Source organism: Nonomuraea sp. NPDC023979 (genome assembly GCF_040639085.1).
Lineage (GTDB): Bacteria > Actinomycetota > Actinomycetes > Streptosporangiales > Streptosporangiaceae > Nonomuraea > Nonomuraea ceibae.
On sequence record NZ_JBEZZG010000027.1, the window covers coordinates 22,932 to 49,833 of the forward strand.

At 73.8% G+C, this 26,902-nt stretch carries 26 protein-coding genes; 6 read left to right on the forward strand and 20 right to left on the reverse strand.

From position 1 onward, the window contains the following. The 4 genes from AB0G11_RS35035 to AB0G11_RS35050 form a co-directional block, all read right to left on the reverse strand. On the reverse strand, positions 1 to 732 hold the full coding sequence (locus tag AB0G11_RS35035; protein WP_219516541.1) for an ABC transporter ATP-binding protein: 732 nt from the start codon (positions 730 to 732) through the stop codon (positions 1 to 3). Further along, a complete protein-coding gene (locus AB0G11_RS35040) occupies positions 729 to 1,487 on the reverse strand; it encodes an ATP-binding cassette domain-containing protein (RefSeq protein ID WP_357591001.1) in 759 nt (252 codons plus the stop codon). Before AB0G11_RS35040 ends, AB0G11_RS35035 begins: the two co-directional genes overlap by 4 nt. Continuing rightward, positions 1,487 to 2,782 (reverse strand): ABC transporter substrate-binding protein, encoded by a 1,296-nt coding sequence (locus tag AB0G11_RS35045; RefSeq protein WP_219516522.1) that lies wholly within the window; start codon positions 2,780 to 2,782, stop codon positions 1,487 to 1,489. The genes AB0G11_RS35040 and AB0G11_RS35045 overlap by 1 nt, the downstream gene beginning before the upstream one ends. Positions 2,783 to 2,992: 210 nt before the next feature. Then, entirely contained in the window at positions 2,993 to 3,826 is an 834-nt protein-coding gene (locus AB0G11_RS35050; RefSeq protein WP_357591003.1) for an IclR family transcriptional regulator, read from the reverse strand. A 64-nt stretch (positions 3,827 to 3,890) separates the two neighbouring features. Between AB0G11_RS35050 and AB0G11_RS35055 the strand changes: the two genes are divergently transcribed. Next, complete coding sequence (locus AB0G11_RS35055) at positions 3,891 to 5,411, forward strand: aldehyde dehydrogenase family protein (protein WP_357591005.1); 1,521 nt, start codon at positions 3,891 to 3,893, stop codon at positions 5,409 to 5,411. A gap of 260 nt (positions 5,412 to 5,671) precedes the next feature. After that, positions 5,672 to 6,709, forward strand: a complete 1,038-nt coding sequence (locus tag AB0G11_RS35060; RefSeq protein WP_357591007.1) for a nitronate monooxygenase — start codon at positions 5,672 to 5,674, stop codon at positions 6,707 to 6,709. 555 nt (positions 6,710 to 7,264) lie between these two features. Here AB0G11_RS35060 and AB0G11_RS35065 read toward each other — a convergent pair. Then, entirely contained in the window at positions 7,265 to 7,831 is a 567-nt protein-coding gene (locus AB0G11_RS35065; RefSeq protein WP_357591009.1) for a TetR/AcrR family transcriptional regulator, read from the reverse strand. 66 nt (positions 7,832 to 7,897) lie between these two features. Between AB0G11_RS35065 and AB0G11_RS35070 the strand changes: the two genes are divergently transcribed. After that, on the forward strand, positions 7,898 to 8,302 hold the full coding sequence (locus tag AB0G11_RS35070) for a nuclear transport factor 2 family protein (protein WP_357591011.1): 405 nt from the start codon (positions 7,898 to 7,900) through the stop codon (positions 8,300 to 8,302). Between the two features lie 37 nt (positions 8,303 to 8,339). Continuing rightward, positions 8,340 to 9,038 (forward strand): helix-turn-helix domain-containing protein, encoded by a 699-nt coding sequence (locus AB0G11_RS35075; RefSeq protein ID WP_357591013.1) that lies wholly within the window; start codon positions 8,340 to 8,342, stop codon positions 9,036 to 9,038. On the opposite strand, the gene AB0G11_RS35080 is transcribed toward AB0G11_RS35075, so the two are convergent. Then, positions 9,006 to 9,662 carry a class I SAM-dependent methyltransferase gene (locus AB0G11_RS35080; RefSeq protein WP_357591015.1) on the reverse strand — a complete coding sequence of 219 codons (657 nt, stop codon included), beginning with the start codon at positions 9,660 to 9,662 and terminating at the stop codon, positions 9,006 to 9,008. The genes AB0G11_RS35075 and AB0G11_RS35080 overlap by 33 nt on opposite strands. A gap of 70 nt (positions 9,663 to 9,732) precedes the next feature. After that, positions 9,733 to 10,431, reverse strand: coding sequence for a histidine phosphatase family protein (locus AB0G11_RS35085; protein WP_357591017.1), 699 nt, complete (start codon positions 10,429 to 10,431; stop codon positions 9,733 to 9,735). A gap of 161 nt (positions 10,432 to 10,592) precedes the next feature. Between AB0G11_RS35085 and AB0G11_RS35090 the strand changes: the two genes are divergently transcribed. Both AB0G11_RS35090 and AB0G11_RS35095 read left to right on the forward strand, forming a co-directional pair. After that, entirely contained in the window at positions 10,593 to 11,960 is a 1,368-nt protein-coding gene (locus AB0G11_RS35090; protein WP_357591018.1) for an MFS transporter, read from the forward strand. After that, a complete protein-coding gene (locus tag AB0G11_RS35095) occupies positions 11,957 to 12,787 on the forward strand; it encodes a ChbG/HpnK family deacetylase (protein ID WP_357591020.1) in 831 nt (276 codons plus the stop codon). Before AB0G11_RS35090 ends, AB0G11_RS35095 begins: the two co-directional genes overlap by 4 nt. Positions 12,788 to 12,875: 88 nt before the next feature. Here AB0G11_RS35095 and AB0G11_RS35100 read toward each other — a convergent pair whose 3' ends face one another. The 13 genes from AB0G11_RS35100 to AB0G11_RS35160 all read right to left on the reverse strand — a co-directional run bounded on the left by AB0G11_RS35100 (position 12,876) and on the right by AB0G11_RS35160 (position 26,746). Beyond that, complete coding sequence (locus AB0G11_RS35100) at positions 12,876 to 14,333, reverse strand: MDR family MFS transporter (RefSeq protein WP_308126095.1); 1,458 nt, start codon at positions 14,331 to 14,333, stop codon at positions 12,876 to 12,878. A gap of 187 nt (positions 14,334 to 14,520) precedes the next feature. Beyond that, the gene (locus AB0G11_RS35105) at positions 14,521 to 15,741 is read right to left on the reverse strand and encodes an ROK family transcriptional regulator (RefSeq protein WP_357591022.1); all 1,221 of its coding nucleotides are present in this window, start codon (positions 15,739 to 15,741) and stop codon (positions 14,521 to 14,523) included. A 19-nt stretch (positions 15,742 to 15,760) separates the two neighbouring features. After that, the gene (locus tag AB0G11_RS35110) at positions 15,761 to 17,587 is read right to left on the reverse strand and encodes a glycoside hydrolase family 9 protein (RefSeq protein ID WP_357591024.1); all 1,827 of its coding nucleotides are present in this window, start codon (positions 17,585 to 17,587) and stop codon (positions 15,761 to 15,763) included. Continuing rightward, positions 17,584 to 18,552 carry a BadF/BadG/BcrA/BcrD ATPase family protein gene (locus AB0G11_RS35115; RefSeq protein ID WP_357591026.1) on the reverse strand — a complete coding sequence of 323 codons (969 nt, stop codon included), beginning with the start codon at positions 18,550 to 18,552 and terminating at the stop codon, positions 17,584 to 17,586. The genes AB0G11_RS35110 and AB0G11_RS35115 overlap by 4 nt, the downstream gene beginning before the upstream one ends. Beyond that, complete coding sequence (locus tag AB0G11_RS35120; RefSeq protein ID WP_357591027.1) at positions 18,549 to 19,781, reverse strand: 6-phospho-beta-glucosidase; 1,233 nt, start codon at positions 19,779 to 19,781, stop codon at positions 18,549 to 18,551. Before AB0G11_RS35120 ends, AB0G11_RS35115 begins: the two co-directional genes overlap by 4 nt. Beyond that, positions 19,778 to 20,605: a carbohydrate ABC transporter permease gene (locus AB0G11_RS35125; RefSeq protein WP_308126096.1), complete on the reverse strand. Its 828-nt coding sequence runs from the start codon at positions 20,603 to 20,605 to the stop codon at positions 19,778 to 19,780. The genes AB0G11_RS35120 and AB0G11_RS35125 overlap by 4 nt, the downstream gene beginning before the upstream one ends. Next, positions 20,602 to 21,543 carry a sugar ABC transporter permease gene (locus AB0G11_RS35130; RefSeq protein ID WP_219513192.1) on the reverse strand — a complete coding sequence of 314 codons (942 nt, stop codon included), beginning with the start codon at positions 21,541 to 21,543 and terminating at the stop codon, positions 20,602 to 20,604. Before AB0G11_RS35130 ends, AB0G11_RS35125 begins: the two co-directional genes overlap by 4 nt. A 1-nt stretch (position 21,544) precedes the next feature. After that, positions 21,545 to 22,900 carry an extracellular solute-binding protein gene (locus AB0G11_RS35135; RefSeq protein ID WP_357591029.1) on the reverse strand — a complete coding sequence of 452 codons (1,356 nt, stop codon included), beginning with the start codon at positions 22,898 to 22,900 and terminating at the stop codon, positions 21,545 to 21,547. Between the two features lie 137 nt (positions 22,901 to 23,037). Continuing rightward, positions 23,038 to 23,670 (reverse strand): hypothetical protein, encoded by a 633-nt coding sequence (locus AB0G11_RS35140; protein WP_357591031.1) that lies wholly within the window; start codon positions 23,668 to 23,670, stop codon positions 23,038 to 23,040. Between the two features lie 168 nt (positions 23,671 to 23,838). Continuing rightward, complete coding sequence (locus AB0G11_RS35145) at positions 23,839 to 24,621, reverse strand: HNH endonuclease family protein (protein WP_357591033.1); 783 nt, start codon at positions 24,619 to 24,621, stop codon at positions 23,839 to 23,841. A gap of 182 nt (positions 24,622 to 24,803) precedes the next feature. Continuing rightward, positions 24,804 to 25,055 carry a hypothetical protein gene (locus AB0G11_RS35150; RefSeq protein WP_219513208.1) on the reverse strand — a complete coding sequence of 84 codons (252 nt, stop codon included), beginning with the start codon at positions 25,053 to 25,055 and terminating at the stop codon, positions 24,804 to 24,806. A 23-nt stretch (positions 25,056 to 25,078) separates the two neighbouring features. Continuing rightward, the gene (locus tag AB0G11_RS35155) at positions 25,079 to 25,324 is read right to left on the reverse strand and encodes a hypothetical protein (protein ID WP_219513210.1); all 246 of its coding nucleotides are present in this window, start codon (positions 25,322 to 25,324) and stop codon (positions 25,079 to 25,081) included. 171 nt (positions 25,325 to 25,495) lie between these two features. Then, a complete protein-coding gene (locus tag AB0G11_RS35160) occupies positions 25,496 to 26,746 on the reverse strand; it encodes a beta-ketoacyl-[acyl-carrier-protein] synthase family protein (RefSeq protein ID WP_357591035.1) in 1,251 nt (416 codons plus the stop codon). Between the last annotated feature and the right edge of the window lie 156 nt (positions 26,747 to 26,902).

Here is a 26,902-nt window from a genome sequence, read left to right on the forward strand (position 1 = left end):
TCAGTCGTGTCCTTCCTGGCCGGCAGGCCGGGCGTCGAGGCCGAAGTAGGCGTGTTCGACCTGTTCGGCGGTCAGGTCCCCGGGCCGCCCGTGCAGCACGGACCGGCCTTCGAGCAGGCAGTGCACCCGGTCGGCGACCCGCATGGCCTGGGAGACGTCCTGCTCGACGATGAGCGCGGTGGTGCCCGCGCCGACGATCTCCGGCAGCGCCTCGTAGATGCGGCGCACGATCACCGGCGCGAGGCCGAGCGACAGCTCGTCGATGAGCAGCAGGTCGGGGTTGGCCAGCAGCGCCCGGCCGATCGCCACCGCCTGCTGCTCGCCGCCCGAGAGCTGGGCGGCGTTCTGGCCGCGCCGCTCGGCCATCCACGGGAACAGCGCCTGCACGGCGCCGAGCGTCCACGGGCCGGGACGGCGCCGGTAGCCGCCGGCCAGCAGGTTCTCCTCCACGGTGAGGGAGCGGAACAGCCTGCGCCCCTCCGGCACCAGCGCGATCCCCGCCGAGACCCGCCTGTGGGCGGGCAGCCGGGTGATGTCGCGGCCGGCGAAGCCGATGGTGCCGGACGTCGGCAGGATCAGCCCGGCCAGCGCGCGCAGCAGCGTGGACTTGCCCGCGCCGTTCGCGCCGATGATCGCCAGCACCTCGCCCTGCCGTACCTCCAGGCTGAGGGCGTCCACGGCGCGCAACTGCCCGTGGTGGACGGTGAGGTCGCGGATGGACAGCAGGGTCACGGCCGCTCCTCCTCACCGGTGGTCGTCTCGGTCTCGGGTCCGCCGCCCAGGTAGAGCTCGCGCACCTTCGGGTCGGCCAGCACCCGCATCGGCTCACCGTCGGCGACGACGGCCCCGCCCGCCAGGCACACCATCCGGCCCACGGTCTTGACCAGCGCGTGCACCACGTGCTCGATCCAGACCACGGCCAGCCCGTCGGCGTGCAGGCCGCGTACGACCGCGACCAGCTCGGCCACCTCCGGCTCGGTCAGGCCGCCCGCGACCTCGTCCAGCAGCAGGAGCCGGGGCGCGGTGCCCACGGCCCTGGCCACCTCCAGGCGCTTGCGCTGCAACAGCGTGAGCCGCCCGCCCGGGGTGTTGGCCAGCGCGGCCAGCCCGGTGCGCTCCAGCACGTCCATGGCGTGCGCCTGCGCCCGGCCGCCGCGCAGGCCAGCGCCCTGGTGGGCGCAGACCAGCACGTTCTCGAACACCGTGAGGTGCTCGAACGGCCTGGGCACCTGGTAGGTGCGGCCGATGCCCGCCCGGGTGCGCGCGTACGGCGGCGCGCCGGTGACCTCCCGGCCGCCGAACCACACCGCGCCCCCGTCGGGACGCAGATCACCCGAGATCATCGCGAACAGGCTGGACTTGCCCGCGCCGTTCGGGCCGACGATCCCCAGCGCCTCGCCCGCCTCGACCGACAGCGTCAGCTTCTCGGCGACGGTCACCCTGCCGAAGCTCTTGGTGACGCCGTCCAGCCGCAACAGCGCCGCCATCACGGGTTGGTGGGCAGGAGGTCGCCGCCGACGGGAACGTCCTTGTTGGCGGAGTTGTCCACGATGACCACGTCCCACGGGAAGCGCTCACCCTTGCGCCACTGGCCGCCCACCGGGTGCTGGATCGCGATGCCCGGCTGCGGCCCGGCGGTGAAGTCCAGCTTGCCGCTCATGCACTCGATCTTCATGCCGCGCAGCTTCGCCGCCACCTCGTCGCGGTCCTTGGGGTCGTCCGCCTCCTTGAACGCCTGCACCGCGATCTCGAACAGCGAGTACACCGAGCCCAGCGCCTGCGTCCACTGCTTGCCGGTCGCGGCGGCGAAGTCGTCGGCGAGCTGCTTGGCGCTGCGGCCGTCCAGCGTCGAGGCGTACGGGTGCGCCGGGCTCCACCAGAAGTCGGTGGCGATGTTGTCCGTCAGATCGCCCAGCGCCTCCGCCTCGGACGGGAACAGCATCACCTTCGCCACCGTGGCCAGCTTCGGCCTGAACCCCTGCTGCCTGGCCTGCTTCCAGAACGTCTGGAAGTCCGGCGGGATCGGCGCGCAGGTGAACAGCTCGGCCTCGGCCTCCTTGAACGCCGCGATCTGCGCGGTGAAGTCGGTGGCGCCGTTCTGGTACGCGCCGCCGTCGACCGGCGTGTAGCCGGACTTCTTCATCATCGGGCCGAGCCCCTGCCGGAAGGCGTTGGCGTCGGTGTCGTTCGGCCACAGCGCGGCCACGTTCTTGCCGGTCACGCCCATGCGGTCCCACATGGGGAAGAAGCAGTCGGCGAACTCCTTCATGCCGAAGAAGAACAGCGTCGTGTACGTGAACCCCTCGCCGTCCTTGCCGCCCCGGCCGTGGAACCACGCCTCCCAGGGGGCGATCGTGGTCACGTTCGGGATGCCGTTGGCCTCGCACTGGTCGGCGACCGGGTTGGTGGTGTCGGGCGTCGACGAGCCGACGATCAGGTCCACCTTGTCGCTGTTGATGAGCTGGCGGGTGACCTCCGTGGCGCGGTTGGCGTTCGACTGGGTGTCCTTGACGACGATCTCGATCCGCCGCTTCACTCCGCCCGCGGTGAAGCCGTTGCGCAGCGCCTCCTGGATCTGCTTGACCACGAAGTTGTCGGCGGTGGCGAACCCGGCCAGCGGACCCGTCTGCGGGCTCACGTACCCGATCTTGAGGACGTCGGAGGACGAGCCGCCGGTGCCCTTCAGCCCGCCGCACGCGCCCACCAGGGACGTCCCGCCGAGCGCGGCGGCCGCTCTGAGGAAGGAACGGCGGTTCAGGCCGCCCGTTGAGGTGTCGCTCACGCCAAACTCCTTGTGTCGACGGTGCTCGGCGGGCATGAGGGGGCCGCGAGCACCGCGCTCGCTCTGGGGGTGGTTCGCTCGGCCACCTCGTCGCCGGGGGACGGCGCTGACCTGCGGTGGCGGGAAGTTGAGGCGACCGTACGGCCGCGTCAGCACCAGAGCAACACTCTGTTTCACGGGTTCGAACGCGATTTTCCTGGTCCGAACGCGCTATCCGTTCGGGCGGTACCCCAGGCGGCGGGAGATCTCGGCCGCCGTGCGGCGCAACGGCGGTTCGAGCCGCCCCGACAGCGTCTCCAGCGTGGTCGGCGCGATGGTCAGGTGCACCGCGACGTTCACCGCCGCCACCACCTCGCCCGTCCGGTCACGCACCGGCGCCGAGAACGACCGCAGCCCCGGCGCCAGCTCCTCGTCGTTCACCGCCACGCCGCTCTGCCGCACCTTGGCCAGCGCCGCGATCAGCTGCTCCCGGTTCGTGATCGTCCTCGGGCCGCGCCGCGCCATCTCCGTCCGGTCCAGAATCTGCCGCAGCGCCGCCGGATCCTTGTACGCCAGCAGCACCTTGCCCATCGACGTGCAGTAGGCGGGCAGCCGGGAGCCCACGTGCAGGTTGAGATCCATGGCCAGGGCGCTGCGCCGGCCGCTGCGCCTGCGGTCCACGTACACGACGTCCGGGCCGTCGCACAGGCCCATGCTCACGGTGCAGCCCGTCTCGTCGGCCAGCGCCTGGAGCAGCGGCGCGGCCACCCCCGTGAGCTCCATCGAGTCGATCGCCGCGAATCCCAGGTCCACCACCCTGGGGCCGAGGAAGTACTTCTTGCTGTCCGGGTCCTGGCGGAGATACTCCAGCTTGACCAGGGTCGTCACGTACCGGTGGGTCGTGCTCTTGTTCAGCCCGACGACCCGCGCCAGGTCGGCGATGCCCAGCACCGAACGGTCCGCCGTGAAGGCGGACAGGATGCGCAGCCCGCGCTCCAGGGACACCGAGAACGTGGCGGAGGCGCCCGTGGCGGCCCGGGGGCGGGCGGAATCGTCAGCGGTCACGGTTGGAATATAGTTCCAGCGTTTCGCAGGTTCGAACACATCCGAGCAAGGAGAGCGGGGCTCCATGCACAGCGAGAGCGCCCGGCCCGCCCAGGGCACCGGCACCGGCGGTCCCACGGGCGACGGCACGGGCGGCTTCACCGGTCATTTCATCGACGGCGAGTGGGCCGCCGCGCGGTCCGGCCGCTCCTACCCCAACCGTTCGCCCTGGACGGGCGAGGTGCTCGGCGCGGTCGCCGCAGGCGACGCCGACGACGCCGACCGCGCCGTCGACGCCGCCCACCGCGCCTTCCCCGGCTGGTCCCGCCTGCCACCCGCCGAACGCCAGCAGATCTTCCTGCGCGCCGCCGACCTCCTGCTCGCCCGCCGCGCCGAGGTCGCCGCCGCCCTCGCCGCCGAAACCGGCTGCGGCCGCCACTTCGGCGACGTCCAGATCGACTTCTCCGTACGGCTGCTCCGCCAGGCCGCCCAGCTCGCCTACCGCCCCACCGGCGAACTCCTGCCCTCCGACCTGCCCGGCACCCAGGCGATGGCCGTACGCCGCCCCGTCGGCGTCGTCGGCGCCATCGCGCCGTGGAACTCCTCGCTCGCCCTCGGCGGCCGGGCGAGCATCGGGCCCCTCGCCCTCGGCAACACGGTCGTGCTCAAACCCTCCGAGGAGTCACCCCGCACCGGCGGCGCCCTGTGGGCCGAGATCCTGCACGAGGCCGGGCTGCCCGCCGGCGCGTTCAACGTCGTCACCCACGCCCCCGGCGAAGCCGCCGCCGTCGGCGACGCATTGCTGGCCTCCCCGCACGTCAAACGCGTCAACTTCACCGGCTCCACCGCCACCGGCCGCCGCCTCGCCGAGAAGGCCGGACGCCACCTCAAACGCCTCGTCCTCCAGCTCAGCGGCCAGAACCCGCTCATCGTCGCCGCCGACGCCGACCTCGGCCACGCCGTCGACGCCGCCATCTACGGCGCCTTCGTCCACCAGGGCCAGGTGTGCATGTGCGCCCGCCGCGTCTACGTCGAACGCCCGCTCGCCGACGCCTTCACCGCCCGCTTCGCGGCCAGGGCGGCGGCGCTGCCCACCGGCGACCCGGCCGACCCCGCCACCGTCGTCGGCCCCGTCATCAACGAATGGGCGCTGGCCCTGCTCGACCGCCGCGTCAAGGAGGCCGTCGCCCTCGGCGCCCGCGTCCTCGCCGGCGGCCACCCGCGCCCGCCCTGCTACCCGGCGACCGTCCTCACCGACGTCCCCGCCGAGGCCGAGCTCGCCCAGGCCGAGACGTTCGGGCCGGTGGTGATCCTGGAGGTGGTCGACACCGCCGAAGAGGCGGTCGCCCGCGCCAACGCCTCCGACCTGGGCCTGGCCGCCTCCGTCATCACCGCCGACCCCCGCCGCGGCCTCCGCCTCGCCGCCGCCCTGGAAGCCGGCATCGTGCACGTCAACGACCAGCCCGTCAACGACGAGCCGCACATGCCGTTCGGCGGCGTCAAGGACAGCGGCTGGGGCCGCTTCGGCCTCGGCTTCGCCGCCGAGGAGTTCTGCGACCTCCAATGGATCACCACCCGCGACACCCCCCGCCCCTACCCCTTCTAACCCCACCCTCGCCGGGCCCGCCTCGCCCGGGTCCGCTCCCGCTCGGGCCGTCCCCACGCCCGGGTCCGTCCCCCTCGCCTCCGACTGCGCTCTCCGAGGCCAGGGCCGCCTTCGCCCTCGGAATCCGCCGCCGGAACCGGCCTTCGCCCGGCGCCCATGCCCGCCTCAACCCCCGACTCCGCGCCCGCGTTCGCGCCACTTCGGAGCGGGGCCTGACCCCCGGGCCTGGGGTTGGGGGGCGGTGCGGGGACAATGCGGGCATGAGCGCTCTGCTGTCCCACCTCGGAGCCGGCCTGCCGATCCTCGCCGCGCCGATGGCCGGTGGACCGAGCACCCCCGACCTGGTGGTCGCCGCCGCACGCGCAGGCGGCCTCGGGTTCCTCGCCGCCGGCTACAAGAGCCCCGACCTGCTCGCCACCCAGATCCAGGCGGTACGCGCGGCGGGCGTGCCGTTCGGCGTCAACGTGTTCGCCCCCAACCCGGTCCCCGTCGACCCGGCGGCCTACCGCGCGTACGCGGCCGAGGTGCGGCGCGAGGCCGACCCGTACGGCCTCACCCTGCCCGCCGACCCGATCGAGGACGACGACCACTGGGCCGACAAGCTCGACCTGCTCGTCACCGACCCCGTCCCGTGGGTGTCGTTCACCTTCGGCCTGCCCGGCAGCGCGGCCGTCACGGCCCTGCGCGACGCCGGGACCACCGTCCTGCAGACCGTCACCACCGCCGACGAGGCCCGCGCAGCCGCCGACGCGGGCGTGGATGCGCTCATCGTCCAGGCCCCCGCCGCCGGTGGCCACTCCGCCACCCTGACCCCGGCCACCCCGCCGCCGCCGCCGCCCGTCACCCTCCCCGACCTGATCGCCCAGGTACGCCAGGCTGTCGGCGGCCTCCCGATCATCGGTGCGGGCGGGATCGCCACCGCCGCCGACGTGGCCGCCACCCTGCGCGCCGGAGCCGAAGCCGTCATGGTCGGCACCGTCCTGCTGCGCACCCACGAAAGCGGCGCCTCCGAACCGCACAAGAACGCCCTCACCGACCCGGCCTTCGACGGCACGGTCGTCACCCGCGCCTTCACCGGCCGCCCCGCCCGCGCCCTGCGCAACCATTTCACCGACCGCTACGACGCCGTCGCCCCGCCCGGCTACCCCGCCCTGCACCACCTCACCAGCCCGCTCCGCAAGGCCGCCACCGCCGCCGGCGACACCCGGCTCATCCACCTCTGGGCGGGCACCGGCCACCGCCACGCCCGCCCGGAACCCACCTCCGAAACCCTCACCCGCCTCGCCGCCGCGCTCTGACCCCTCCGCACGGGCCCGAACGCTCGTCCCCCGCAGCTTCCCCGCCGAGGCCACCAGCCGCCCGCCCTCCGTAGGCCGTCCCCCCGGGCTGGGCGCACCCGAGCCGGGCGCACCTGTGCGGGGCGCATCCCGCGCCGGGCCCGCCCTGAGCGGGGGCCCACCCCGTGTAAGGGGCGCACCCCCCGTGCAGGGTCTTCCCGTGAGGGGCCTTCCCGTCAGGGGGCTCCTCACCCGGGCCTCCCAGGGCGCAGCTTCCCCGCGTGGGGCCTTTCTCGTGCGGGCCTCCCAGGCCGGAGCTTCCCCGTGCAGGGGCGCACCCCGTGCCGGAGCGCACCCCGTGGGGCGCACCCCGGGGGGGCGCACCCCGGGGGGCGCACCCTGTGCGGGGCGCACTCCGTGCGGTCATCCCGTGCGGTCATCCCGTGCGGTCATCTCGTGCGGGGCCACTCCGTGCGGAGGTCACCCCTAACGCAGCGTGCCTCCCGGCGTCAGAGGTGTGGGCTGGAGGTCAGGTGGGGGCTGGGGTGACTGGGAGGAGGGCGTGTGGGCCGGGCATCAGGCGGGGGGTGGGAGGAGGGCGTCGCAGGTGGTGGTGATGAGGGTGTCGACCGTCGCGGGCGGGGGGCGGTGGTCCAGGAGGTGGCGGCGGACGGCGGCGTACGGGACGTCGATCGTGGCGAAGGTCAGGCGCTCCCGGTCCACGCCCGGGTGGCGGGCGGTGTAGGCGTCCAGGGCGTCGCCCACTTCGGCGTTGAGGGTGGCGAGGTCGGGGCCGAGTTCGGCGGGCCATCGGGCGGCCAGGTCGTGGCGCCGGTGGAGCAGCAGCAGGGCGCCTTCGGCGGGGTGGCGGCGGCACCAGCGGGGGGTGTGCAGTGCCGCCTCGCGGGCGTCGCCGGCGGTGAGCGCGTCGACGAAGCCGCGCTGGAAGCTCCGTACGGTGCGGATCCACAGGGTGGCGAGCATGAGGTCGCGGGAGCCGAACCGGTGGTACAGGGACCCGGTCGGCGCGCCGAGCCGGGCGGCGACGGCGCCCATGGTGGCGGCCGGGGGGCCGTCGGCGGCCGTGATGGCCAGGGCGGCGTCGAGGATCTGGTCGCGGTCGAACTTGGCTGCTCTGCCCACGCGGTGTACCTTCCGGTAATAATGGTGAGTGCGTTCTAGAATATCGCATCTACAAAGGGAGTCCGCATGTCCACGGCGTCCGAGGTCGTCCGAGGCTTTTACCGCGCCGCCCAGGCGGGCGACGGCGGCGCGATCCTCGCGCTGCTGCATCCGGAGTTCCGCGCCCGCACCGCGCCGGGGATGCCGTGCGGGGCGGGAGGCGCGTTCGAGGGGCCGGAGGAGACGCTGGTCCGGGTGTGGGGTGCGGTGTTCGCCGCGTACGACACCGCGCCCTACGCCGAGAGCTGGCACGAGACCGCCGACGGCCTGGTGGTGGTCACCGGCTCCTACCGGGGCGCGTCGCGCGGGAGTGGCCGCGCGTACGAGGCGGAGTTCGCCCATCTGTGGCGTGTCACCGACGGCCGGATCTCCTGGCTGCACCAGTACACCGACACCGCCCGCTGGCACGAGGCCCTGGCCGCAACCGCCTGAGCCGCCCCCGGCGGGGTCGCGGATAGGCTGCGCTGTCGTGGAAGCGGTAGCCGGGCGGTTCGTCATCGGCGAGGGGTACGCGTTCTACCGGGGGCCGTCGGCGGGCGTCGGCGAGCATCGGCACGCCGCCTACCAGGTGACCGCCGCCGACGTGGGCGAAGCGGTCGTGGTGGACGAGTCGGGCGCCTGCCATCGGGGCGCGGCGGTGATCGTGCCGCCCCTGGTGCGCCACCGCATGCCGGCGGCGGCCGGGCTGCGCACCTGGTTCGTGGAGCCGCAGTGCGCGTTCGCCGCCGTGCTGCGCGCCCGCTGCGGGACCGGCGTCACGGTGGCGGGCGACCTACGCGGGCTGCGGGAGGAGGACGTGCGGTTCGCCGGCCGGCCGTCCGGCGCGCTCGACCCCAGGCTGCTGGCGGCGATGGAGGCGCTGGCCCGCCCGGACGTACGGGTCGCCGCCGCGGCGGCCGAGGCCGGGCTGTCCCCGCAACGCCTGCGCGCCCTGGCCGTGCGGCAGCTCGGGATGCCGCTCGCGCGCTGGCGCATCTGGCGCTGCCTCACGCGGGCGGCCAGGGCGTTGAGCGAGGGACGCTCGATCGCCGAAGCCGCGGTCGACGGCGGCTTCGCCGACCAGGCGCACTTCCACCGGCGGCTGCGCGAGATGATCGGGCTCACCCCGGCAGCCGTGGTCCCGATGGTGCGCCGGTCAGCCCCGCGCGGCGACGTACACGGAGATTGAGCCGGTCACCGTGGGCACCACGGCGGCCTCCCGTACGTCATCGAACCCCGCGCCGGTCATCAGCGCGGGCAGCACGCCGTCGGCGTTGGGCTGGGTGTCCTGCCGCCCGTCGGCGAGCTGCACGGCGCGGAACGCCAGCCGCATCAGCGCGGTCCGCTGCAGCCCGTAGTCGGCGATCACCAGCTTGCCGCCGGGCCGCAGGACGGCGTGCGCCGAGGCGAGGATCGCCCGTTTCATCGGCAGCGGGCACTGGTGGAGGACCAGGCTCGACACGGCGGTGTCGGCGGAGCCGGGGGCGATGAGCTCGGTCAGCGCGTCGCCCATGCCGAGCAGCCAGCGCGGGGCGTGCGGGGCGTCGCCGGACTTGCGCCGGGCCAGCGCCAGCGTGTCCGGGTCGGGGTCGACGCCGACGATCCGGGCCTGGGGTTCGAGGCGGTGCAGGAGCAGCGCCTGGGTGCCGGTGCCGCAGCCGACGTCCACGATCGTGTCGCCCGGCCGGGGCGCCACCTGCGCGGCCACCAGGCGGCGCCAGAGCCGTTCCCGGGTGAGGGCGAGCAGCACCGGGTCGTACAGCCGGGTGAGGCCGAGGCGGCCCAGGGCGGGGGTGAAGGTCCGTTCAGACATGGGCGCAGTATCGGCCGCCCGGCGGCGCGCGGTCTTGAACGGAACGCTCGCCCCTGAGGGGAGAGGGGGCTCAGGCAGGCAGGGTCGCGGTGGTGGTGAACCCCGGCTCCAGGTGCGCGGTGTCGTTGAAGCGGCGCAGGACCCAGCGGGCGCCGGTCAGGACCAGGTGCGACACCGACCCGTTGTCCGCGCCGAGGAACGCGAACGGCCGCGACCCCGTGGCCTGGGCCAGCGCCTCGGCGATCACCCCGGCGTGGGTGACGACGACGATCCGCCCATCCGGGTGGGCGGCGGCGAGCCGGGCGAGCGCGTCGCGGACCCGGCCGGAGAAGGCCGCCGCGGGCTCAGCGCCCGGGATCGCGTCCCAGCGTTCCTCGGCCGTCATCCGCCGGGCGGCCGGATGCCCTTCGGCGACCATCCGCCGGAACAGGCCGCCCTCCCACTCGCCCAGGTGCACCTCGCGCAGCCCCGGCTCCACGACCGGCGTCAGGCCGAGCCGGGCGGCCAGCGGCGCGGCGGTCTGGACGGTGCGCCGCAGCGTCGTCACGTAGACGGCGTCGACGCGCTCGGCGGCGAGCCGCCGCGCCACCCGTTCGGCCTGCTCGCGGCCCTCGGGCGCGAGCTCCGGGTCGCCGTGGCCGTCCACCAGCGGGAACGGCCGGTCCGGGCGCGCCGGCTCGGACTCGCCGTGCCGCACCAGCAGAACCTCGGCGGCCCCGGGCGGCGTACGGAACCGGCTCTGCCGGTACGCGACCGGCTTGTCACTCACAGATCCCACAGCTACCGAACATTACTCTACTGATCGGTCCGCGCCCGAGCCCGTAGGCCGATTCGTTGCCGGATCCGGTCTTGACGCGCCCGAGATCACCGGCAAGCATCACCGCAACCGGACCGGCAGCCGCCGCCCGGCGCGGCAAGGAAGGTGATCGCGTGGCCCAGCCCGGCACGGCCTCCGCCCCGGCGCGGACACCCGCGTGGCGCTACGCCATCGGGATGTTGGGCACGTCCATCCCGATCAACATGATCAAGGGATCGATGATCCTCTTCTACGTCGACATCCTCGGGCTCGACGTCCGGGCGTACGGCGCGGTCATGGTGATCTACGCGGTCATCGACGCGATCGACAACCCGCTGCTCGGCCACCTCTCCGACCGCACCAGGACCCGGTACGGCCGGCGCCGGCCCTGGCTGCTCGCCGGCGCGCCGATGCTCGCCGCCTGCATGATCGCGTTCTTCTCCGCGCCGGAGTCGCTGGACGGCATCGGGCTCGTGCTGTGGTTCGCGGTGTTCGCGATCCTGTGCGAGGCTTTCGACTCGATGCTCAACGCCAACTACGGCGCGCTGCTGCCCGAGCTCTACCCGAAGGAGCGCGACCGGGCGGTCGCCAACAGCCTGCGCCAGGGCTTCCAGCTCGTCGCCCTGGTCATCTCGCTCGCCGTCACCCCGGTGCTCACCACCGGCGTGTTCGGCACCGAGGACAGCACCGAGGGCTTCCGGACCACCGCGATCATCTACGGCGTGATCGCGTTCGCCGTCATCGCGTTCATGGCGCTCGGCGCGCGCGAGCGGCCCCGCTACTCCACCCGGGAGCGGCCCCGGCTGCTGCCCAGCGTGTGGTCGATCGTGCGCAACCGGATGTTCTGGACGGTCGGGCTCACCGGGGCCTGCTACGGGATCGCGATGGCGCTCGTGCTCTCCGGCATCCAGCTCTACGTCCGCTACTCGCTCGGGCTGCCCGTCGGCAACGCCCTCTACCTCCAGGGCATCGTCATCCTCGTCACGGCGGGCGGCCTCGTCGTGTGGACGCGCGTCGTGGCCAGGCGCGGCGCCCTGCGGGCCTGGCGGCTCGCCTTCGCGGTCCTCGCGGCCGGCTTCGCCGCCCTGTTCCTCGCCACCGACCTCGTCACCGCCATCGCCGCCGGGGTGCTCGTCGGAGCCGGCTGGTCGGGGATGCTCGCCACGAACGACCTCATCGTCGCCCGGGTCCTGGACGCCGACGCGGTGCGCAACGGGGAGCACCGCGAAGGGCTCTTCCTGTCGGCGTTCGGGTTCTTCGGCCGGCTCAACGGGATCGTGACCGGGCTCGCGCTCACCTCGCTGGGCGTCTTCTTCGGCTACAACTCGGGCGACGACCCCGGCGCCGACCCGGGCCTCGCCTTCCGCGTCTACCTGTGCGTCTACCCGTTCGCCCTGACGGCCGCCGGCGCGGTCGCGGCACGCTTCGTCTCGGTCCCGCTGGAGACGGTTCCCCTGGAGACCGGCCCGGCGGGCGAGGCGGCGGGGGAGCGTTCCCCGTGAGGCGGCGGGTGGTGATCACGGCGGACGACCTCGGCAGGGAGCCCGGGACGACGGACGTCATCGCCGGCCTGCTCGCCGAGGGGCACGTCAGCGCGACGACGCTCATCTGCGTCTCGCCCGAGGCCGATCGGGCCGCCGCCCGGGTGCGCGACCTCGGCGTCGTGCCCCGGGTGCACGTGACGCTCACCAGCGAGCGCGGGCTCCCGCGCTGGCGGCCGCTGAACGGCGGGGCGAGCCTCGCCGACCCCGACGGCACGCTCAGCGACGACCCGACGGTGCTCGGGGCGCGCGGCGAGGCGGGCGACGTGATCGGCGAGGCGGACGCGCAACTGCGCTGGATGCGCGAGCGCGGCGCCGCACCCGTCGCGGCCGACTCGCACGCCGGCACCCTGTACGGGCTGCACGGCAGGTCATGGCTGGCCGAGGCGCTCGAGTGGTGCGCCCGCCACGGCCTCGCCTTCCGGCTGCCCCGCGACCCGGAGCCGTACTTCGGCGGGCCGCTGCCGCCCCCGCTGGCCGCGGCGCACGAGCGGGCCGTCGCGTACGCCGACGCCCTGGGCGTCGCCATCCCCCGGACGATCGCCACCAACCGGCGCACGGCCGCCGACCTGGGCGGCTACGAGCGGCTCCGGGACGACTACCTGCGCCGGCTCGCCGCCCTGCCGGAGGGCGCCAGCGAGCTGTTCCTGCATCCGTCGAGCGAGGACGCGGTCACCGGCCCCGACGGCGTCGTCCGCACGTGGGAGGCGCGGCTGCTGCGGGACCCGGTGTGGCTCGACGCCCTCCGCAGCGAGGACGTCGAGGTGGTCCCGGGCTGGTGGCCCTGATCCCGGCCGAGCTGGGCCTGGCCCCGTAAGGCCCAGCCGGCGTGCGGCCCGCTGCCAGTGCCGGCCAACTGCCGGCGCGGGCCCGCCGTCAGTGGCCGACGGGCTGGTGGCCGCCGCTGTTGGCGGCGCGGGCCGGCAGGAGCAGGGCCGTGGCGACCACGGCCACCGACAGCACCGCCCCGATGACGAACGCCAGCCGCATCCCGCCGAGCGCGGCGAGCGTGTCGGTGACCCCGGTCGCCTTCAGCGTCTCGGCCCGCGCGCTCATCACGGTGACGACGAGCGCGGTGCCGAACGCGGCGGCGACCTGCTGCAGCGTGCTCAGGATCGAGCTGCCGTGGGAGTAGAGCGGCGGCGGGACCGCGCCGAGCCCCAGCGTGAACACCGGCGTGAAGGTCGCCGCCAGGCTCACCATGAGCAGCGCGTGCAGGCCGAGCACCTGCCAATAGGGCATGGTCATCGACACCTGCGTGAACCCGGCGAGCGCGAGCATGATCCCGATCGCGCCGGGGACGACGAGCACCCGGCCGCCGAACCGGTCGAACATGCGGCCGACGGTCGGTCCGAGCAGCCCCATCGCCAGCCCGCCCGGCATGACCAGCAGGCCGGTCTCCAGGGCGCTGAGCCCCCGGACGCTCTGCAGGTAGAGCGGCAGCAGGATCATCGAGCCGAGCATCGCCATGAAGGCCACCGACATCATGATCAGCGCGACCGTGTAGGTGCGGTGGCGCAGGGTGCGCAGGTCGAGCAGCGGCACGCCGCGCTTCTGCAGCGAGAGCTGGCGCAGCACGAAGACGCCGATGGTGACGAGCCCCGCCACCACGATCGCGGAGGCCACCCGGGCGTCGCCGCCCTCGAACCGGCTGAGCCCGTAGACGAGGCCGCCGAAGCCGGCCGCGGCGGTGACGGCGCTGAGCCAGTCGATGCTGCTCACCTGGCTCTCGCCGACGTTCTCCAGGCGCTTGAGCCCGCCCCAGGTGATCAGGGCGGCGATCGGCAGCACGACGGCGAACAGCAGGCGCCACGACCCGAAGTGGAGGATGATGCCGGACACGGTCGGGCCCATCGCGGGCGCGACCGACATGGCCAGCGTGACGTTGCCCATCACGCGGCCCCGGTCCTCCTCGGGCACCACTCTCATCAGCGTGGTCATCAACAGCGGCATCATGACGGCGGTGCCGGCCGCCTGGATGATCCGGGCCCCCAGCAGCACCTCGAACGTCGGCGCCACGATGGCCAGCGCGGTGCCGGCCAGGAACAACCCCATCGCGGTGGCATAGGCGCTGCGGGTGGACACCCGCTGCAGGAACCAGCCGGTGATCGGGATCACCGCGGCCATGGTCAGCATGAAGGCCGTCGAGAGCCACTGCGCGGTCTGCTCGGTGATGTGCAGCGCGGTCATCAACCGGGGGATCGCGTTGATCATGATGGTCTCGTTGAGGATGACCACGAAGGTGGCCAGCACCAGCAGCCGGATCACGGGCGGCGTGCGGCCTTTCCTGGTGGCCGCGGGCGTGGCGGGTGGATCGAGCAGTCGGCTGGACACGGTACCTCGTTCGGGGTCGTGGGGCGGAAAGCGGTCAGGGCCGGTGTCCCGGCCGTCGGTCTCACATGAAGATGCGGACATGTACAGACTGACCGGCGCCACTGACAAAACTCATCGACCGTGCCCAGCATTCCGGGATGTGCGGTGAAATGTCACCTGGTTTTCACCGCACGGTTCCCGGGAAAGATCAACGGCCCGCCGCCGGCGGCGCGTCGCGGGCGGCATGGCCGAACACCTCGTCCCGCACCCGGGCGAGCGCCAGATCCATCGCCCCGACCAGCACTGGGTTGCCCTCGACGGCCGACAGCAGCACCCGCAGCCGCTCGGCGTCGAGCACCCGCAACTCGCGCTCGACGAGGTCGCGCAGCCGTTCGCCACCGGCTGACACCAGGCTCCCGGCCAGCACGACGAGCCCCGGGTCGACGACCGAGGCGATGGTCGCCAGGCCGAGCGCGATCCGCGCGGCCACCGTGCGCAGCCCGGCGGCGGCCTCCTCGGCGGCCCGCCCGGTGCCGCCCGCCAGGCGCACGGCGGCGGCGACCGATTCGTGGAAGTCGGCGCCGTGGACGCCGTAGGAGCGCAGCAGGTCCTGCACGGCGGGCCCGCCGGCCAGCGCCTGGTAGCCGTGGTGACCGAACCTGCCGCCACCGTCGCGGGCGGTGGCCGCGCCCGGGATGGGCATGTAGCCGATCTCGCCCGCGCCGCCGAAGAAGCCGCGGTGCAGCCGCCCGCCGATCACCAGCGCGGCCCCCAGCCCCTCGCCCGCCCACAGCAGCACGAAGTCGGGGCAGCCGGCCGCAGCGCCGTGCGCCTGCTCGGCGAGCGCGACGAGGTTGACGTCGTTCTCCACGTCGACGGTGACGCCGAGACCGGCGGTGAGCGTCGGCACCAGGTCGGGGATCTGCCAGCCGGGCATGTCCTCGGCGGTGGCGTAGTCGAGCCGCCCGGTCGTGGGGTCGACGGCCCCCTGCACGCCGATGACGACGCGGTGCAGCGGGCCGGGCGGACGCGCCGCCTCGACCGCCGCCCGCAACCGCGCGGTCAGGTCGCCGCCCGCCGGTGACGGCGCGGGACAGCGGGCCTCGCCGGCGACCGCGCCGGTGATGTCGGCCACCTGTACGTCGATCCGCTCCGGCGTGACGTCGAGCGCGGCCACGTACGCGGCGGCGGCGTTGACCCGGTAGACCTCGGCGGTGCGGCCGGGCTGGCCCGCCCGGACGCCGTCGCTGACCACCAGGCCCGCCTCCTGGAGCCGGGCCAGGAGCTGGAAGGCCGTCGGCTTGGACAGGCCGGTCAGCTCGCTCAGCTCGGGCCGGGTCAGCGGGCCCTTCTCCAGCAGGATGCGCAGCGCGGCGCGGTCGTTGATCGCGCGCATCAGCCTCGGAGTGCCGTGGACAGGCGGCTTCACGTCACCTCCCGCGTCGGCGTCACGTTGACGTCAACGTGAGAGCGTACAGGGCGATGGCCGCGAAATCGTCGGCCGGCTCGGAGGCCTGCCAGGAGCGGACGTCGTCGGCGAAACGGCTGCCGTGGCCGGTGAAGCGCTCGTAGCGGTCCTTGCCGTCGGCGGGGCAGGGCGGCATCTCCTCGAAGTGCCCGCCGAGGCCGTCCTCGAACAGTTTCGCGTCGTTGGGCCCGTTGACGACGGCGCCGGTGGCGGGCCTGCCGGTGATGTTGGCGATCTGGTGGTGCGGGCAGGCGATCGAGCGCTTGCCCACCCCGGCGACGAAGGAGACGCCCCACGGGTTCGCGCCGAGCGCCCAGTTGCGCTGCTGGGTGCCGAAGGCGTCGTAGGCGCGCGACCCGGTCGCCGACCGGTAGAGGCGGGCCGTGGCGGCCAGGCCGAAGGCGTGCGGCACCGAGTCGAACGCGTCGTAGCGCGCCCCGGCGCGGAACGGGTCGGCGGCGGCCCGGCGCGTCCCGAGGTCGAGCTGCGCCCGGAGCCCGGCGACGAGGTCGGCCTCGGTGACGGCCAGCCCGCCGGCGCCCGCCGCGCGCATGGCCTTGAGGAGGTCGGCGTGGGCCAGCGCGCTCACGTCGTACAGGTTGAGCGTGTCGCCCTGCTCCTCGTCGAGGTAGCCGCGCGCCCAGCGGGCCGAGTCGGCCAGCCAGCGCCCGGCGCGCGGGTCGCCCAGGCGCTGCGCGGCCAGGGCCAGCTCGGCGCCGCCGAGCTGCATGTCGTCGCGCCAGACGCTCTCGGGGTAGAAGGCGTGCGGCAGGGAGGTCACCAGCCGGTCCACGCCGGTCGTCCTGGCCATGCCGTAGACGGAGGCCGCCTTGGCCAGCAGCTCGCGGGCGCGTTCGAGCGAGGGTTCGAGCTGGGCGGCCAGGGCGAAGGCGGCGGCGGTGCGCCCGGCCAGGTTGGGGCTGATCGGCGTACCGGGGGCGGCGGCGCGGAAGACCGGGCGGTTGCGGATGAAGTGGTGGCCTTCGGCGGTGTCGCCGTCGTCGGCCTCGGGCAGGCGCCAGACGTCGTGGTCGCCGACGAACGTGCCCTCGGCGTTGCCGGCGCCGATGCCGACCTGGATGTAGAGGGTCTTCGACTCCTCATCCCACATCTTGTCCAGATATTTCAGCCCGTGGGTGGCTTCGGCCCGCAGGGCGGAACCGCGTACCTCGCCGTCCCGCTGGGCGGCCCACAGCAGCGTGTCCACGTACGCCAGGATGTGCGTGAACTTGAGATAGTCGCCCGCGTCGAACCAGCCGCCCTCGACGTCGACCGGCCCGCCGATCTTCTTCAGCTCGCCCTTGACCTGGTCGGTGTCGGGTCCGGTGAACTCGGGCCAGTCGTAGACCGTGGCGGCCCGGTCGTTGAGGTGGCTGGGCCTGCGCGTCGCCTCGGCGCCGTCGCGCTGGAGGCCGAAGAAGCCCACCACCTTGGCCGCCGTGTCGCCCTTCGGCGCGATCTCGAACTCGGCCGAGGTCGCCCCGCCCGCCTTGACCCGGTAGCGGCCGGGCGTGCGCAGCCGGGACAGGTCGAGGTCGTGGACGTGCGGGTAGCGGCTGTTCCAGGCGCCCCGGTCCCGGCCGGCGCGCCCGGTGAGCACCACCCGGCCCCGGTGGTCGACCACGGTGAAGCGCCCGGCGGCCCGCTGCCGCGTCATCAGGTAGGCGTGCTTGGCCTCCTCCGGCCAGTAGCCGACCTGGTCCACCCGGACGTGCGCGGGCGACGCGGCCTGGGCGTTGGCGTTCGTCGTCGCCAGCATGGTCACCAGCAGAGCCGGCGCGAGCGCGGCGGGGATCAGCTTTCTCATCCGCTCCTCCTGAAGTGATCGCGAACACGGGTCCGCGCGGTCTCGGCCGCGCCGAGCAGGTCGAGTCCGGCCAGGGCGGCGCCCGCGACAGGGGGGAGGGTGCTGACCACGACGCTCGCGTCCGGCGCGCTCACGCCGATCGCGGACTCGATCATCCCATGCAGGTACGGGTCCCGCGCGGTCAGCACGCTCCCGCCGAGCACCACCTCGGCGGGCGTGCGCAGCAGGCCGAGCCGGTCCAGGCAGACCGTGGCCATCACCGCGACCTCCTCGGCCTGCCGCGCGACCACGCCCCTGGCCACGGCGTCGCCGTCGCCGGCCACGGCGAGCAGGCCCGGCACCAGCTCGTGCAGCCGGGCCGGGTCCAGCTCGCCGAAGTGCAGGGCGAGCACCACCTCCGTGACGCTCGCCGTGCCGAAGTGCGTGACGACCAGGTCGGCCAGCGCGGTGGCCGGGCCGCGGCCGTCCTCCATGCGGGCGGCGTGCCACAGCACCCGGTCGGCCAGGTCCTCGCCGCCGCCCCAGTCGCCGCTGCGCCTGCCGAGCGCCGGGAAGCGCGCGACCTCGCCGGACGGGGAGACGCCCGCGGCGTTCATCCCGGCCCCGCACACGACGACGACGCCCCACGGCCTCGACGCGCCTGCGCGCAGCACCGCGAACGTGTCGTTGGCCACCGACACCTCGCCCGCGCAGCCGAGCGCCAGGAACTCGGCGCGCAGCGCGTCCTCCTCGGCGGGGAAGTCGGCCCCGGCCAGGAAGGCGGCCATCACGTCGGCGTACGGCGCGGCCATGCCGTCGCGCAGCGCCCGCGCGCCGCGCTCCACCACGCCGGCGGCGACGTCCACCCCGGCGCTCTGCGGCACGAACGGGCCGGTCCGGCCGGTCGCGAGCACCGCGCCGTCCTCGGCGACCAGCGCGAGGTCGGTCTTGCTGTTGCCGCCGTCGACCGCCAGGATCGTCCTCATCCGGCGGCCTCCAGCAGCCCCGCCAGCTCGCGCGCCAGGTGCTCCTGGCCGACGAGCGGGTGGGCGAGCAGCGCGTCGGTGACCCGGTCGCGCCCGCCGCACAGGGCGGCGCCGAGGGCCAGCGTCTCGTACGCCGACACGTGCGCGACCAGGCCGGCGTACAGCGGCTCCAGCGGGGCGACGGGCAGCGGCTCGGCCCCGGAGGCGGTGATCCTGGCCGGGACCTCGATGACCGCGTCGTCCGGCAGGAACGGCAGCGTGCCGCCGTTGCGCACGTTGACGACCTGGGTGTCGCCCCGGTCGCCCAGCAAAGAGGCGATCAGCGCGACGGCCGCCTCGGAGTAGAACGCGCCGCCCCGCCGTGCCAGCAGCTCCGGCTTGGCGTCCACCGACGGGTCGGCGTACAACTGCAGCAGCTCCTGCTCCATCGCGGCCACCTGCGCCGCCCGGGGCGGCTCCGCGCGCTGCTCGGCCACGACGAGGTCGTGGGCGTAGTAGTAGCGCAGGTAGTACGACGGCACCGCGCCGAGCCTCGACAGCAGCGCCCGCGGCAGCCCGACGTCGGCGGCGATCTCCTGGCCGCGCTCGCGGAGCAGGTCCGGCAGCACGTCCTCCCCGTCGAGCCAGACCGCGCGCACCCACGTCAGGTGGTTGAGCCCGGCGTGGCCGAGCGCCACCCGCGACGGCTCGACGCCGAGCATGGCGGCGAAGCGGCGCTGGAAGCCGATCGCCACGTTGCACAGCCCGATCGCCCGGTGCCCCGCGTCCAGCAGCGCCCGGGTGACGATCCCCACCGGGTTGGTGAAGTCGACGATCCACGCCTCGGGCGCGTGCGCGCGGATCTGCCGGGCGAGGTCCAGGACCACCGGGACCGTGCGCAGCGCCTTGGCCAGGCCGCCCGTGCCCGTCGTCTCCTGGCCGACGCAGCCGCACTGCAAGGGCAGCGTCTCGTCCGAGGCGCGGGCCGCCTGCCCGCCCACCCGCAACTGCAGCAGGACGACCGCCGCCCCGGCGACGCCCTCGCGCACGTCGCCGGTCGCGGTCACCGTCGCCGGGTGCCCGGCCGCGCGCAGCATCCGGCGGGCCATGCCCGCCACCAGTTCCAGCCGCTCCGCGGCCGGATCCACCAGGACCAGCTCCGTCAGCGGCAGCTCATCCCGTAACCGGGCGAACCCGTCCACCAGCTCCGGCGTGTACGTCGAGCCGCCCCCGACCACGGCGAGTTTCAACCCTTGACTCCCGTCAATGTGACGCCCTCGATGAAGACCCGCTGGGCGAAGAGGAAAACGATGATCACCGGCGCCGTCACCAGCAGGGTGGCGGCCATGGTGAGGTTCCACTGCACGCTGTGGAACGCCTTGAAGGTGGCCAGCCCCAGCGACAGGGTCCAGCCCTCCTGGTCGACCCCCGCGTACAGCAGCGGCCCGTAGTAGTCGTTCCAGCAGTAGAAGAACGAGAACAGCGCCACCGCCGCGATCGCCGGGCGGGCCATCGGCAGGATGACGGTGAACAGGATCCGCACGTCCGAGCAGCCGTCCACCCGGGCCGCGTCGGTGTAGTCGCGCGGGATCGTGATGAGGAACTGGCGCAACAGGAAGATCGAGAACGCGTCGCCGAACAGCATCGGCAGGATCAGCGGCCACAGCGAGTCCGTCAGGTCCAGCCGCGCCCACACCAGGTAGATCGGCACCGCGACGACCTGCGGAGGCAGCATCATCGCGCTGATCACCACGAGGAACGCCGCCCTGCGCCCCCGGAACCGGAACCTGGCCAGCGCGTAGGCCGCCGGCACCGACGACACCAGCATGAACAGCGTCGCCAGGGACGCGTACAGGAAGGTGTTGACCGTCCAGGTGAGCAGCTCGGAGCGGGCGAACACGTCGGCGAAGTTGGCCCAGTTCCACTGCCGCGGCCACAGCTCGCTCGTGAGCGCCTGCTCGTCGGTCATGAGCGCGGTCAGCGCCACGAACACGACAGGGCCGAGGAACATCAGCGCCAGCGCGATGGCCAGCGCGTGCTGGGCGATCCACATCAGCGTGCGCCTGCGCGTCACGACGCCGCCTCCGCCCGGCCGAACTGGCGCAGCAGCACCAGCGTGAAGCCCATCGCCACCACGAACAGCAGCAGCGCGTGCACGCAGGCCAGCCCCATCGACCAGTCGCGGAACCCGGTGTGGAACAGGTGCTGGGGCAGCGTGAGCAGCGAGCCGTCCGGGTAGCCCGGGGTGAACGTGGTGCCGGCCGAGTCGGTCGCCCCGGACGCCACCCGGGAGGCGATCATCGCCTGGGTGAAGTACTGCACCGCGTAGATCACCCCGGTGACCGCCGAGAACATCAGCACCGGCGAGATGACCGGCAACGTGACGCTGCGGAACTGCCGCCAGGCGCCCGCCCCGTCGATCGCGGCGGCCTCGTACAGGTGCCTGGGCACGTCGAGCAGCGCCGCCAGGAAGATCATGATGGTGTTGCCCGCGCCCCACAGGGCGAGCAGGGTGAGGCTGGGCTTGGCCCACGCGGCGCTGCCGAACCAGTCGGGGCCGGTGATCCCGAGCCGGGCCAGCGCCTGATTGACCGGGCCGGTCGCCGGGTTCAGCAGGTAGACGAAGGCGACCGTGCCGGCCACCATCGGCACCAGCGACGGCAGGTAGAAGATCGTCCGCAGCACGCCGCCGCCGCTCTTCAGCTTGGCCAGCAGTTGCGCCACGCCGAGCGCGAACACCACCTGGGCCGGGACCATGAACACCACGAGCCACAGCGTGTTGAGCGCCGACTGCAGCACGCGGGGGTCGGAGAAGGCGTAACGGTAGTTGTCCAGGCCGATGAACTCCAGCGTGAACAGGTCGTAGCGGTGGAAGGAGAAGTAGACCGTGGACAGCAGCGGGTAGACGAAGAAGAGCGCCACGCCGACGAGCCACGGCGACAGCCACAGCAGGGCGCGGGCGCCCTCGCCGCGCCACCACCGGGGCGGTGGCGCGATCCGGGTGGAGACCATCTCAGCCTCCGGCGAGCTTCAGCTTGTCGTTGATCCGCTTGTCGACCCCGGCCAGCCCGGCGTCGAGGTCGCTCACCGCGCCCTTCTCCCACTGGGTGAGGAACGTGGAGAAGGCGTCCTGGTTGAAGACGCTGTTGACGTTCGCGGGCAGCGTCGAGGTCTTCGGGTGGGCGAAGATGTCGAGGAACGTGCTGAAGTTGGCGTCCCTGGCCAGGTCCGGGTGCTCCATGGCGGCCTTGGTGGTGGGCACGTTGCGCAGCGCGTTCGACAGCGTCACCAGCGACTCGGTGTCGGTGGTCAGGTGCTTGACCAGCTCCCAGGCGTGCTGCGGGTGCTTGGCGCCGCGCGGCACGCCGATCACGGTCCCGGCGGTGAAGCCGCTGCCGTACAGCTCGGGCTTGTCGTCGGCGACGGGCAGCGGCGCGGTGCCGTAGTCCATGTCCTTGGCGTCGGGATCGGCGGCGATCATGGCGTTGCGCCACTCGCCGTCGAGCACCATGGCGACCTTGCCCTCGAAGAACGGGTGCTCGGCGCCCCACTCGTCGCCCAGGCCCTTGCGGAACTTCTCCAGCTTGTCGTAGCCGTACCAGTCGACGAGATCCTTCTGCCAGCGCAGGAGCTGCTTCCACGCCGGGTCGGAGCCGATCGCCGAGGTGCCGTCGGGGTTGTACCACTTCGCGCCGACCATCGGGCCGAGGTGGCTGGGGGAGTTCTCGTAGTACTGGAAGCTCGGGATGAACCCGGCGACCTTGATGGTGCCGTCGGCGTCGCGGACGGTGAGCTTCTTGGTCAGCTCGGTCAGCTCCGACAGCGTCTTCGGCGGCTGCTCGCCCTTCATCAGCGCCTTGTTGTAGTAGAGCCCGTACGCGTCGGCGAGCAGCGGCATCGTGCACCGCTTGCCCTCGAACTCGGTGTAGGCGCGGGAGGCGGCCGGCAGCACGGTCAGGTCGATGCCGTCCTGCTCGATGACCGGGGTCAGATCCTGGAACGCGCCGGACTTGCACCACTGGGCGACGTTGTCCGTGGTGAACGAGGCGGCCACGTCGGGCGCCTTGCCGCCGCGGATCGCCTGGGTGATCTGGTCGTCCTGGATGCCCTTCTTGGTCACGACCTTGATCTGCGGGAACTTCGCGGTGAAGGCGGCGACGGCCTCCTCGAACGCCTTCGTCTCGACGTCGGTGGAGAAGCCGTGCCACAGCTCCAGCGTGGCGGGGGGCAGGGCGGCGGCGGCCGGTCCGGTGCCGCTCGCGGTGGGCTTGGGCTGGGCGCCGAGCGACGGCGGCGCCTCCTTGCCCGCGGTGCATGCGGTCAGCGACAGGGCCAGTAACCCGGCCACCGCGAGAGGGACGAAGCGCACGGAGGTCTCCTATGAGCCGGGGAGTTAGTAAAGACTCCTAACTTTGAATGGGACCGTAGGCGGCGGAATCGGCGCGGTCAAGGTCCGAAACCAACTCGTGATGCCACTGCTTCTGGTTTGAGGGGCAGGAACCCTAACTAACTCTCCAGGGCGGCGATGACCGGCCACACGTGCGCGTTGAGCTCGGCGATCAGCGCCTCCAGCGCGGCCTGCGCGTCACCCAGGTTCGGCAGCCCGCCCGCGCGCGGCCGGGTTGGCACCGGCAGCCGGCCGGTGTCGAGCGGCAGCCGCAGCTCCAGCGACCACAGCGCGGCCTTGCGGTCGTACGGAGGCACGGCGAACGACTGGTCAGCGGCCATCGAGCTGCCCGTCGAGCTGCCCGTCGAGCTGCCCGTCGAGCCGCCCGTCGAGGTGCCCGGGGGCTGCCAGTCCTGCCAGCCGCCGGGCAGCTCGACCTGCTGGGGCGCGGCCAGCTCGACCACGGCCAGCAGCAGCGCCGTGCCCTCCGGCCGGTGGCAGGTGGCGTCGAGCACGCGCGGATGGCGGCGCACGTACGGCGGGTCGGCGACCGGGCCGGTGGCCAGCTCCCAGGCGGCCAGCGCGTAGTGCACCGGGTCGAGCCCGACGCCGCCCGCCTCCGGCTCGTCCCCGGTGGCGGCGAACGCCGTCCGCCAGGCGGCCAGCCGCTCCCCGTACAGCTCCTGAAGGGGCTCGCCGTGCGCGAACCCGGCCTCGATCCAGAAGGCGGTCGCGGGCATGTCGTGCGGCATCGTCGGTCCCAGGTCGGTCGGGCAGGCTCTTCCACCAGTCCGTCTACCCAGGTCAGACCCCTTCAGGCGGGGGAGGGGAGGTCAACCCCCTTCAGGCGGGGGCGGGAAGGTCGGACGCCCTTCAGACGGGAGGAGGAGGTCACCTGGCCTTCAGGCGGGCGCCCGTCGTCACGGGGAGCAGGTGGCGAGCATGTCCGTCAGGGCCGACTTCTCCGCCTCGGTGACGCGGAGCCCGTAGTGGTGCTTCACGCCGATCCAGGCGCGGGCGTAGGTGCACCAGTAGGCGGTGCGCGGCGGGCGCCAGGTGACCGGGGTGCGGCCGCCCTTGTCGAGGTTGACCGACTCGCTGACGACGACCAGCTCGGGGCGGGTGAGGTCGTTGGCGAAGGCCCGGCGCCGCTCGGGGCTCCATGAGTCCGCCCCCGACCGCCAGGCGTTGGCCAGCGGCACCACGTGGTCCACGTCGATCTGGTCGGAGCTGGTCAGCGTCCGGCCGTCGTACGGGCTCTCCCAGGTGCCGGCGACGGGCCGGCAGTCGGCGTCGGCCTGGACGCCGTGGCCGTCGCGCAGCAGGACCGTCTCGCGGGTGTCGCAGGTGCCCTCCTGGGCGGCCCACTCCGGCATGAACGAGCTGTGGCTGTAGCCCGCCAGCGAGCCGCGCTGCCCGACGGTGAGCGCGTCGAGCTGCTCGCGCGCCTGGCCGGCGGTGGCCAGGCCGGGCAGCCTGCCGTGGTCGGCGAGCGCCGAGGCCGCCTGGCCGGGAAGCGCGTGGGCCGGGAGCGCGTGGATGGGGAGCGCGTGGATGGGGAGCGCGTGGATGGGGAGCGCGTGGACGGGGAGTGCGTGGACGGGGAGCAGGAGTGCCGTCGCGGCCAGGGCGCACGCGAGCCGCCGGGCCCGCCGCCCGCCGTGGTGGCCGTCGCGGCGTTCGATGAGCAGACGCTGCGCCATGCCCTGGTCCTCCCGAGGCTCGTGGGTGCTACCGGCGTGACGATAGCGAGGGTTGCGGTCACGGAACGTGTCAGTGGCGACTTGCGGTGATATGTCGCCGGGGGTCGCGCGGCGGAGGGGTATGCCGCCGCGCGAAAGGCTCCCGTGACGGGCCGGGACCGGGGCCCCGGCCCGTCACCGGCTCACAGGCCGAGCAGGCCGCCGAGCAGCCCCCGGCCGCCCCGGTCGCCGGGGTAGTGGCCGGTGTAGCTGTTGTAGCCCGTGTAGCAGTGGAGGCCGCCGTAGCGCGACCACAGGTCGCAGTGGTCCCAGTGCGACCCCGCCGGGTTCGCGGCCTCGGCGCCGGCCGCCGGGGCGGCGGCGAGCGCCACCGTCCCGGCCCCGGCGAGCGCGACGGCGATGGTGAGGAGCTTGGCAGCGGTACGAGTGAACATGTGGTTCCTTCCTGGTCCGGATGTCATCGGGTGAAGAGGGCGTAGCCCCCGCGCTCCCGCACGCAGCTGTAGTCGGTGGCGTCGGTGAACAGCACCAGCGCCTGGCCGCTCTGGCCGCACAGCCAGCCGGTCGGGAACTGGCCGACGTAGCGCCAGTGCCGCCCGTCCCCGTACGGGTCGGCCTGCGCGGCCACGGGCGCGAACATGAGGAGCGCCGCGACGGCCGCGCCGACCGTCGCCGTGCGTCGAATTGCCGTCCTGCTTTTCATGGATCCTCCTGAACGGCGGGCGGTCCCGACTGGCCTGCGGGCCACCCTCCGGCGTGCATCGTTCCTGCGGTTTCTCGTCGCGGGTCAGGTCATAGGCGGCCTCCTCGGCCGGGACGGACGGATCAGGGGGGCGGATCAGGGGGGCGGATCAGGGGGGCGGATCAGGGGAGCTCACGGGGGAGCCAGGGCGAGCACCACGTTGTGCCCCCCGAAACCGAAGGAGTTGCTCAGCGCGAGCCCGGTCCCCAGCGGGCGCGGCGAGCCGGTCACGACGTCGAGGTCGATCTCCGGGTCCTGGACGTCGAGGTTGGCGGTGGGCGGGATCAGCCCCTCGCGCAGGGACAGCGCGGCGCAGGCGGCCTCCACGGCGCCCGCGCCCGCGATCAGGTGGCCCAGTGTGCCCTTGAGCGAGGTGACCGGCACCCCGTGGGGCAGCACCCGGCGGATGACCCTGCTCTCGGCGGCGTCGTTGAGCACGGTCCCGGTGCCGTGGGCGTTGACGTGGCCGACGTCGCCGGGCCCGGCGCCCGCGTCGCTCAGCGCCAGCCGCACCGCCCGCTCGGCCCCGGCGCCGCCCGGGTCGGGGGCCGTGGGATGGTGGGCGTCGTCGGTCGCCGCGCAACCGGCGACCACGGCGTACGGGCGGCCGGCGCGGGCCCGGGCGTCGCCGAGGCGTTCGAGCACCAGCATGCCCGCGCCCTCCGCCATGACGAACCCGTCCCGGGCGGCCTCGAACGGGCGGGACGCCCCGGCGGGGTCCTCGCGGCGGCGCGACAGGGCGCCGAGCCGGTCGAAGCCGGAGATCACCATCGGGCTGATGTCGCAGGTCGCGCCCCCGGCGATGATGACGTCGGCGGCGTCGGACCGCAGGAGCTCGCGGGCCAGGTGCAGGGCCATCGCGCCCGACGCGCACGCCGCCGCGACCGCGAGGCAGGGCCCGCCGGCGCCGAGGGCGATGGCGATCTCCCCGGCGGCCATGTTCGGCAGCACCCGCGTCATCGCCAGCGGCGGCACCTTGCGCGGCCCGCCCTCCAGCATCCGCCGCTGGGCCTCCTCCCAGCTCGGCATGCCGCCGATGCTGGTGCCGACGATCACCCCGACGCGGCTGCCCTCCCAGGCCGCCGTGTCCAGCCCGGCGTCCGTGACCGCCTCGATCGCCGCGGCCATCGCCATCTGGGCGAAGCGGTCCATCCTGCGCGAGACCGGCCCGCCGAGGGTGGCCGCCGCGTCGAAGCCGGGGATCCAGCAGGCGAAATCCACCGTCAGCCCGGTCAGGGCCGGGTGCGGGCGGGCCGTGGGGCGGCCGTCGCACAGCCCTTTCCAGGTGGCCGCCGTCCCGATCCCCGCCGGGGTGAGCATGCCGATCCCGGTGATGGCGACGTCCGGGCGCGGGGTGCGCCGCCGGCCGGAATGGTGCGTCATCAGCGCCTCTCCTGAATCGCTTCTATGATTTCCGCGCCGGCTGCGGAGTGATTATCGAGTGGGCGGTCATGCCGCTTCCGCCGGCATCGTCAATTTTTCACGCGGGCTCCGGAGCGACAAGAGAATAAGGGCTCGGTTTAGCGGAAGAAATGCCGG